Source organism: Micromonospora sp. NPDC006766 (genome assembly GCF_040636055.1).
GTDB lineage: Bacteria > Actinomycetota > Actinomycetes > Mycobacteriales > Micromonosporaceae > Micromonospora.
This window is the reverse complement of the sequence record NZ_JBEYIX010000001.1, coordinates 488,060-494,317: the sequence shown is the minus strand read 5'-3', so window position 1 is coordinate 494,317 and position 6,258 is coordinate 488,060. Positions and strand designations below refer to the sequence as shown.

5 protein-coding genes are annotated in these 6,258 nt (G+C 70.5%); 4 read left to right on the top strand and 1 reads right to left on the bottom strand.

What is annotated here, in order from left to right; translation table 11 throughout:
* Together ABZ671_RS02990 and ABZ671_RS02985 are read left to right on the top strand one after the other, a co-directional pair.
* Positions 1-2,548: ATP-binding protein (locus ABZ671_RS02990; RefSeq protein WP_357850191.1), on the top strand; the 2,548-nt coding region annotated here is incomplete at its 5' end.
* Positions 2,545-3,102: a response regulator gene (locus ABZ671_RS02985; protein WP_357850188.1), complete on the top strand. Its 558-nt coding sequence runs from the start codon at positions 2,545-2,547 to the stop codon at positions 3,100-3,102. The genes ABZ671_RS02990 and ABZ671_RS02985, both read left to right, overlap by 4 nt.
* A gap of 4 nt (positions 3,103-3,106) precedes the next feature.
* On the opposite strand, the gene ABZ671_RS02980 is transcribed toward ABZ671_RS02985, so the two are convergent.
* Positions 3,107-3,613, bottom strand: a complete 507-nt coding sequence (locus ABZ671_RS02980; protein WP_357850185.1) for a MarR family transcriptional regulator — start codon at positions 3,611-3,613, stop codon at positions 3,107-3,109.
* Between the two features lie 94 nt (positions 3,614-3,707).
* On the opposite strand from ABZ671_RS02980, the gene ABZ671_RS02975 reads away from it, so the two are divergent.
* Positions 3,708-4,610 carry an ABC transporter ATP-binding protein gene (locus ABZ671_RS02975; protein ID WP_357850182.1) on the top strand — a complete coding sequence of 301 codons (903 nt, stop codon included), beginning with the start codon at positions 3,708-3,710 and terminating at the stop codon, positions 4,608-4,610.
* Positions 4,607-6,199 carry an ABC transporter permease gene (locus ABZ671_RS02970; protein ID WP_357850179.1) on the top strand — a complete coding sequence of 531 codons (1,593 nt, stop codon included), beginning with the start codon at positions 4,607-4,609 and terminating at the stop codon, positions 6,197-6,199. The genes ABZ671_RS02975 and ABZ671_RS02970 overlap by 4 nt, the downstream gene beginning before the upstream one ends.
* The last annotated feature ends 59 nt before the right edge of the window (positions 6,200-6,258 follow it).

Genomic DNA, 6,258 nt, shown 5'->3' with positions numbered 1-6,258 from the left:
GTTGAAGTCCACGGTGAACACGATGGTGGATCAGCTGTCGTCGTTCGCGGACGAGGTGACCCGGGTGGCCCGTGAGGTGGGCACCGAGGGCAAGCTGGGCGGTCAGGCGCAGGTCAAGGGCGTCTCCGGGACCTGGCGGGATCTGACCGACAATGTGAACTCGATGGCGTCGAACCTGACCTCGCAGGTGCGCAACATCGCCTCGGTGACCACCGCGGTCGCCAAGGGTGACCTGTCGCAGAAGATCACCGTGGACGCGCAGGGTGAGATCCTGGAGTTGAAGTCCACGGTAAACACGATGGTGGATCAGCTGTCGTCGTTCGCGGACGAGGTGACCCGGGTGGCCCGCGAGGTCGGCATCGAGGGCAAGCTGGGCGGTCAGGCGCAGGTGAAGGGGGTCTCCGGCACCTGGCGCGACCTGACCGAGAACGTCAACCAGCTCGCCTCGACGCTCACCACCCAGCTCCGGGCGATCTCCCAGGTCTCCACCTCGGTGACCCGGGGCGACCTGACCCAACGGATCGCCGTGAAGGCGCAGGGCGAGGTCGCTGAGCTGAAGGACAACATCAACCAGATGATCGTCACCCTGCGGGAGACGACCAAGAAGAACGCCGAGCAGGGCTGGCTGGACTCCAACCTGGCCCGGATCGGCGGCCTGCTCCAGGGCCAGCGCGACCTCGGCGAGGTATGCCGCATGATCATGCTGGAGGTGACCCCGCTGGTCGACGCGCAGCTCGGCGCGTTCTTCCTCGTGGACAGCTCCGAGGGCAGCATGCGACTGCGCCTCACCGCCTCGTACGGCTATGTGGCGCGGGGGCACGACGTCACCTTCGGGCCGGGCGAGGGGCTGGTCGGGCAGACCGCACTTTCCCGGCGGACCATCCGGGTCAACACCCAGCCCGACGGGCGGCTGGTGCTGCGTTCCGGGCTCGCCGAGACGCCCCCGGCCGACCTGGTCGTGCTGCCCGTGCTGTTCGAGGGCGAACTGCTCGGCGTGATCGAGTTTGCCGGCGTGACCACCTTCTCCGAGCTGCACCTGTCGTTCCTGGAGCGGCTGGTCGGCACGATCGGCATCGCGGTCAACACCATCCAGGCCAACCGGCGTACGGAGGAGTTGCTGGCCCAGTCCCAGCGGCTGGCGCACGAGCTGCAGGAGCAGTCGGCCGAACTCCAGCGCACGAACGCCGAGCTGGAGGACAAGGCCAAGCTGCTCTCCGAGCAGAAGACGAACATCGAGACCCAGAACCGGGAGATCGAGCTGGCCCGGCTCGGCCTGGAGGAGAAGGCGCAGCAGCTCACCCGGGCGTCGGCGTACAAGTCGGAGTTCCTGGCAAACATGAGCCACGAGCTGCGTACGCCGCTGAACTCGTTGCTGCTGCTGGCCCGGCTGCTCGCCGAGAACCCGGAGCAGAACCTCACGGCGAAGCAGATCGAGTTCGCCCGCACCATCCACAGCGCCGGTTCGGACCTGCTCTCCCTGATCGACGACATCCTCGATCTGGCCAAGATCGAGGCGGGCCGGATGGACGTCGAGCCGACCGAGGTGCGCTTCTCCGAGCTGCGCGGCTACGTCGAGCAGGCGTTCACGCCGCAGGCCGAGGAGAAGGGCCTGGACTTCCAGGTACGGGTCAGCAAGGACCTGCCGCCGGCGTTGGTCACCGACGCCCAGCGGTTGCAGCAGATCCTGCGTAACCTGCTCTCCAACGCGGTGAAGTTCACCGACAACGGCGCGGTGACGCTGCGGATCGCACCCGCCGCCGAGAACGCCGTCTTCGACGTGCCGGCGCTGACCAACGCCCGACGGGTCATCGCGTTCACGGTGATCGACACCGGCATCGGTGTCTCGGATGACAAGCTCTCGCTGATCTTCGAGGCGTTCCAACAGGCCGATGGCACGACCAGCCGGCGGTACGGCGGGACCGGGCTGGGCCTGTCGATCAGCCGGGACCTGGCCCGCCTGCTCGGCGGGGCGATTACCGTGTCGTCGGCACCCGGGCAGGGGTCGACCTTCACCCTCTTCCTGCCGGACGTGCTGGCGCCGGACGCGGTGGTGGCCCCGGCGCCACCGTCGCCGAGCCGGGCGGGGCTGCCGGCGTCGTTGCTCATGCCGATGGAACTGCCCCCGCCGCCGGAGGCTCCGGCGACCCGACGGCTGGAAGGCGTGACCGTTCTGATCATCGACGACGACGTCCGGAACGTCTTCGCGCTGACCTCAGCGTTGGAACTTCATGGGATGACCGTGTTGTACTCGGACAACGGGGCGGACGGCGTCCGCCAGCTGGCCGAGCATCCGGAGGTGGACATCGTGCTCATGGACGCGATGATGCCGGATCAGGACGGATACGAGACGACCCGACAGATCCGTCGTAACCATCGCTTCACGGATCTGCCGATCGTTTTCCTCACCGCGAAGGCGATGCCCGGTGACCGGGAGTCGGCGATCGCGGCCGGCGGCAGCGACTACATCACCAAACCGGTCGACCTGGACCAGCTGATCGAGATGATGTCGTCCTGGATCGGCCGCAGCCGAGGCAAGGAGCTGTCATGACCCCTACGGCCAAGGCGCTGCTGGTGGACGACCGGCGGGAGAACCTGATGGCCCTGGAGGCGATCCTCCAGGGGCTTCCGGTGCAGTCGGTCGCGGTGGAGAGCGGCGAGGCGGCGTTGAAGCAACTCCTGGTCGACGACTTCGCGGTGATCCTGTTGGACGCGCAGATGCCGGACATGGACGGCTTCGAGACGGCCACCCACATCAAACGGCGGGAGCGAACCCGGCACGTGCCGATCATCTTTCTCACCGCGGCGGACCGGGACGCCCAGCTCGCCCTGCGTGGCTACGCGGTCGGCGCGGTGGACTACCTGACCAAGCCGTTTGATCCCTGGGTGCTGCGGGCGAAGGTGTCGGTCTTCGTGGAGCTGTGGGTGAAGACCCGCCAGCTCGCCGCCCAGTCGGACCTGGTGCGGGAGCGGGACGCCCAGTGGCGGGTGCTCACCGACGCGGTGGACGAGGCGACGGCGTTGCTGCGCGCCGACGACGACTCGGCGTCTCGGGAACGTGCGGTGGACCTCCTCGAGCAGGCCCGCTGGGGCCACCCGGCCTGATCGCTCAGCCCGCCGGGTCGCTGTGTCCGGTCGCGGCGCGCCGGGCCCGCCACCGCTCGCCGAGGGCGTCGATCTCCTCCTGTACGAAGAGGAAGAAGTCCCGCATCTCGGCAACCCGTTCGCCGGCCGGGGTGTCCTGCCCGAGCAGCGCGTCAACGCCGCCGTTGGCGATGTCGATGAAGTTCTTGTAGAGGCCGGTCTTGGTGATGGTGGCCTCGTACCACGGGTTGCCCGGCATCCGGTAGCGGTCCCGGCGGGAGCCCTTGACCGGCTCGCGGACCAGCATGCCGAACTGGGTCAGATAGCGGACCGCGCCGGAGACGGCCGCTGCGCTGACCTCGAGCCGCTCGCCGATCTCGGCGGCGGTGAGCGGCTCGTCCGCGCTCATCACGGTGAAGAGCACCCGCCCGGCCATCCGGGGAAAGCCGACGTCCGCGAAGGCCATCGCCATCCGCTCGACGAAGAGGTGAATCTCCTCCTCGTTCCGGACCGGGCGGTGGTCGTCAGGCATCGGGGGTGGCTCCTCGCGTCGGAAGGCGTCAAGTGATGGTGCCTCAACTATCACTGTCTTCACAAGTTTGTGAAACAAGCGTAGCTTCCAAAACATGGAAACTCCGATTGAGGTGTCCGGCCTGGTGAAGACCTTCGGCCGGACCCGAGCACTCGATGGACTCGACCTCACCGTCCGCGCCGGGGAGGTGCACGGCTTCCTGGGCCCCAACGGCTCCGGCAAGTCGACCACCATCCGGGTGCTGCTCGGACTGCTGCGGGCGGACGCCGGGGCCGTCCGGCTGCTCGGCGGCGACCCGTGGCGGGACGCCGTCGCCCTGCACCGCCGCCTCGCGTACGTCCCCGGCGACGTCACCCTCTGGCCCAACCTCAGCGGTGGCGAGGTGATCGACCTCCTCGGCCGGATGCGCGGCGGGCTCGACCCGAAGCGCCGCGCCGAGCTGCTGGGATCCTTCGAGCTGGACCCGCGCAAGAAGGGCCGGGCCTACTCGAAGGGCAACCGGCAGAAGGTCGGGCTGGTGGCCGCGCTCGCCTCCGACGTCGAGTTGCTCATCCTCGACGAGCCGACCTCCGGGCTGGACCCGCTCATGGAGGAGGTCTTCCAACACTGGGTGCGCCGGGCCAAGCAGGACGGCCGCACCGTGCTGCTCTCCAGCCACATCCTGGCCGAGGTGGAGGCGCTCTGCGACCGGGTGACGATCATCCGCAACGGCCGCGCCGTCGAGTCGGGGACCCTTGGCGACCTGCGCCATCTGCACCGCACCTCGATCGAGGCCGAGGTCGCCACCCCGCCGGACGGGCTGGCCGACCTGCCCGGCGTGCACGACCTGCGGGTGGACGGCCACCGGGTCCGCTTCGACGTGGACACCGCCGCGCTGGACGCCGCGCTGCGCCGGCTCACCGAGCTGGGCGTACGCGGCCTGGTCAGCCAGCCGCCGACGTTGGAGGAGCTCTTCCTGCGCCACTACGAGTCGGCCACCGCCGAGGTTGTCGCATGAGTACAGTGACCGGCACCCGCCATCTGGTTCGGCTGATCCTGCGCCGGGACCGCCTGCTGCTACCCCTCTGGGTGCTGGTCCTCGCCGTCCTGCCGATGACCTACGCGGCCAGCTTCTTCGAGCTCTTCCCGACGGCCGCGCAGCGGGCCGCGTACGTCACCGGCACCGCCGAGAACCCGTCGATCGTCGCGCTGCTCGGCCCGGTCTACGGCGACAGCGTCGGCGCGCTCACCGCCCAGCGCGGCGGCTTCCTGCTGGCGATCATCGCGTTGGCCAGCCTGCTCACCGTCATCCGGCACACCCGGACCGAGGAGGAAGCCGGCCGCCGGGAACTGCTCGGCAGCACGGTGCTCGGCCGGCACGCCGGGATGACCGCCGCGCTGCTCGTGACGTACGCGGCCAACCTGCTGCTCGGCCTGCTCACCGCGGCCGGGCTGGTCGCGACCGGGCTGCCGGCGGCCGGCTCGGTCGGCTACGGCCTGGCCGCCGGGCTGACCGGCGTCGTCTTCGCCACGATCGGCGGGCTGGCCGCCCAGCTCACCGAGACGGCGGGCGGTGCCCGAGGCATCGCGATCGCGGTCCTCGGGGGCGCCTTCGGGCTCCGGCTGGTCGGCGACACCGCCACGCACGACTGGCCGAGCTGGCTCTCGCCGCTGGGCTGGGCGCCGCGCATTCGGGCGTACGAGGGGGAGCGCTGGTGGGTGCTGGCGCTGCCGCTGGTCGCGACGGTGCTGCTCGCGGTCGTCGCGTACCCGTTGTCGGTGCGCCGTGACCTGGGCGCGGGACTGCTGCCGCCCCGCCTCGGACCGGCCACCGGCGGGCGGGCCCTCGCCGGGCCGTTCGGGCTGGCCTGGCGGCTGCACCGTGGGCAGATCCTCTGGTGGTCGGTCGGTTTCGGCCTGCTCGGGCTGGTCCTTGGCGGGGCGGCGCAGGCCGCCGGCCGGTCCGTCGAGGGCAACCCGCAACTGGAGGAGATCCTCGCCCGGGTCGGGGGTGCCAGCGGGCTGGCCGATGCGTACCTCGGTGTCACGCTGAGCCTGGCCGGCCTGGCGGCGGCCGGGTATGGCGTGCAGGCCGCGCTGCGGATGCGGTCGGAGGAGACCGGTGGGCGGGCCGAGCCGGTGCTGGCGACCGGGACCCACCGCTCGGCCTGGCTGCTGTCTCACGTGGGGTTCGCGCTGCTCGGGCCGGTGGTGGTGCTGGTCGTGACCGGCCTGGCCGCCGGAGTGGCCTACGGGCTGAGCGTGCATGACGTGTCGGGGCAGCTGCCCCGGATGGTCGGCGCCGGGCTGGCCCAGGTGCCTGCGGCCTGGGTGCTGGCCGGGCTCGCGGTGCTCCTCTACGGCCTGCTGCCCCGGCTGGCCTCGCTGTCCTGGGCTCTGCTCGCGGTCTGCGTGCTGCTCGGCCAGCTCGGCGCGGTCCTGAACCTGAGCCAGTGGGTGCTGGACGTCTCCCCGTTCACCCACACCCCCCAGGTGCTGCGGGCCCACTGGAGCCCCACCCCCCTCTGGACCCTAACCGCCCTGGCCCTAGCCCTAGCCGCCGCCGGCCTACAGGCCTTCCACCACCGCGACCTCCCCACCACCTGACCCAGGCTGCCGGTTGATCATGAGGTTGGCGGCAGCCGCGGAGATCCACATCGCCGCCA

Excerpts from the sequence above, each read along its gene's own strand:
- ABZ671_RS02985 (WP_357850188.1), top strand. The coding sequence starts at position 2,545 with ATGACCCCTACGGCCAAGGCGCTGCTGGTGGACGACCGGCGGGAGAAC.
- ABZ671_RS02980 (WP_357850185.1), bottom strand. The coding sequence starts at position 3,613 with ATGCCTGACGACCACCGCCCGGTCCGGAACGAGGAGGAGATTCACCTC.
- ABZ671_RS02975 (WP_357850182.1), top strand. The coding sequence starts at position 3,708 with ATGGAAACTCCGATTGAGGTGTCCGGCCTGGTGAAGACCTTCGGCCGG.
- ABZ671_RS02970 (WP_357850179.1), top strand. The coding sequence starts at position 4,607 with ATGAGTACAGTGACCGGCACCCGCCATCTGGTTCGGCTGATCCTGCGC.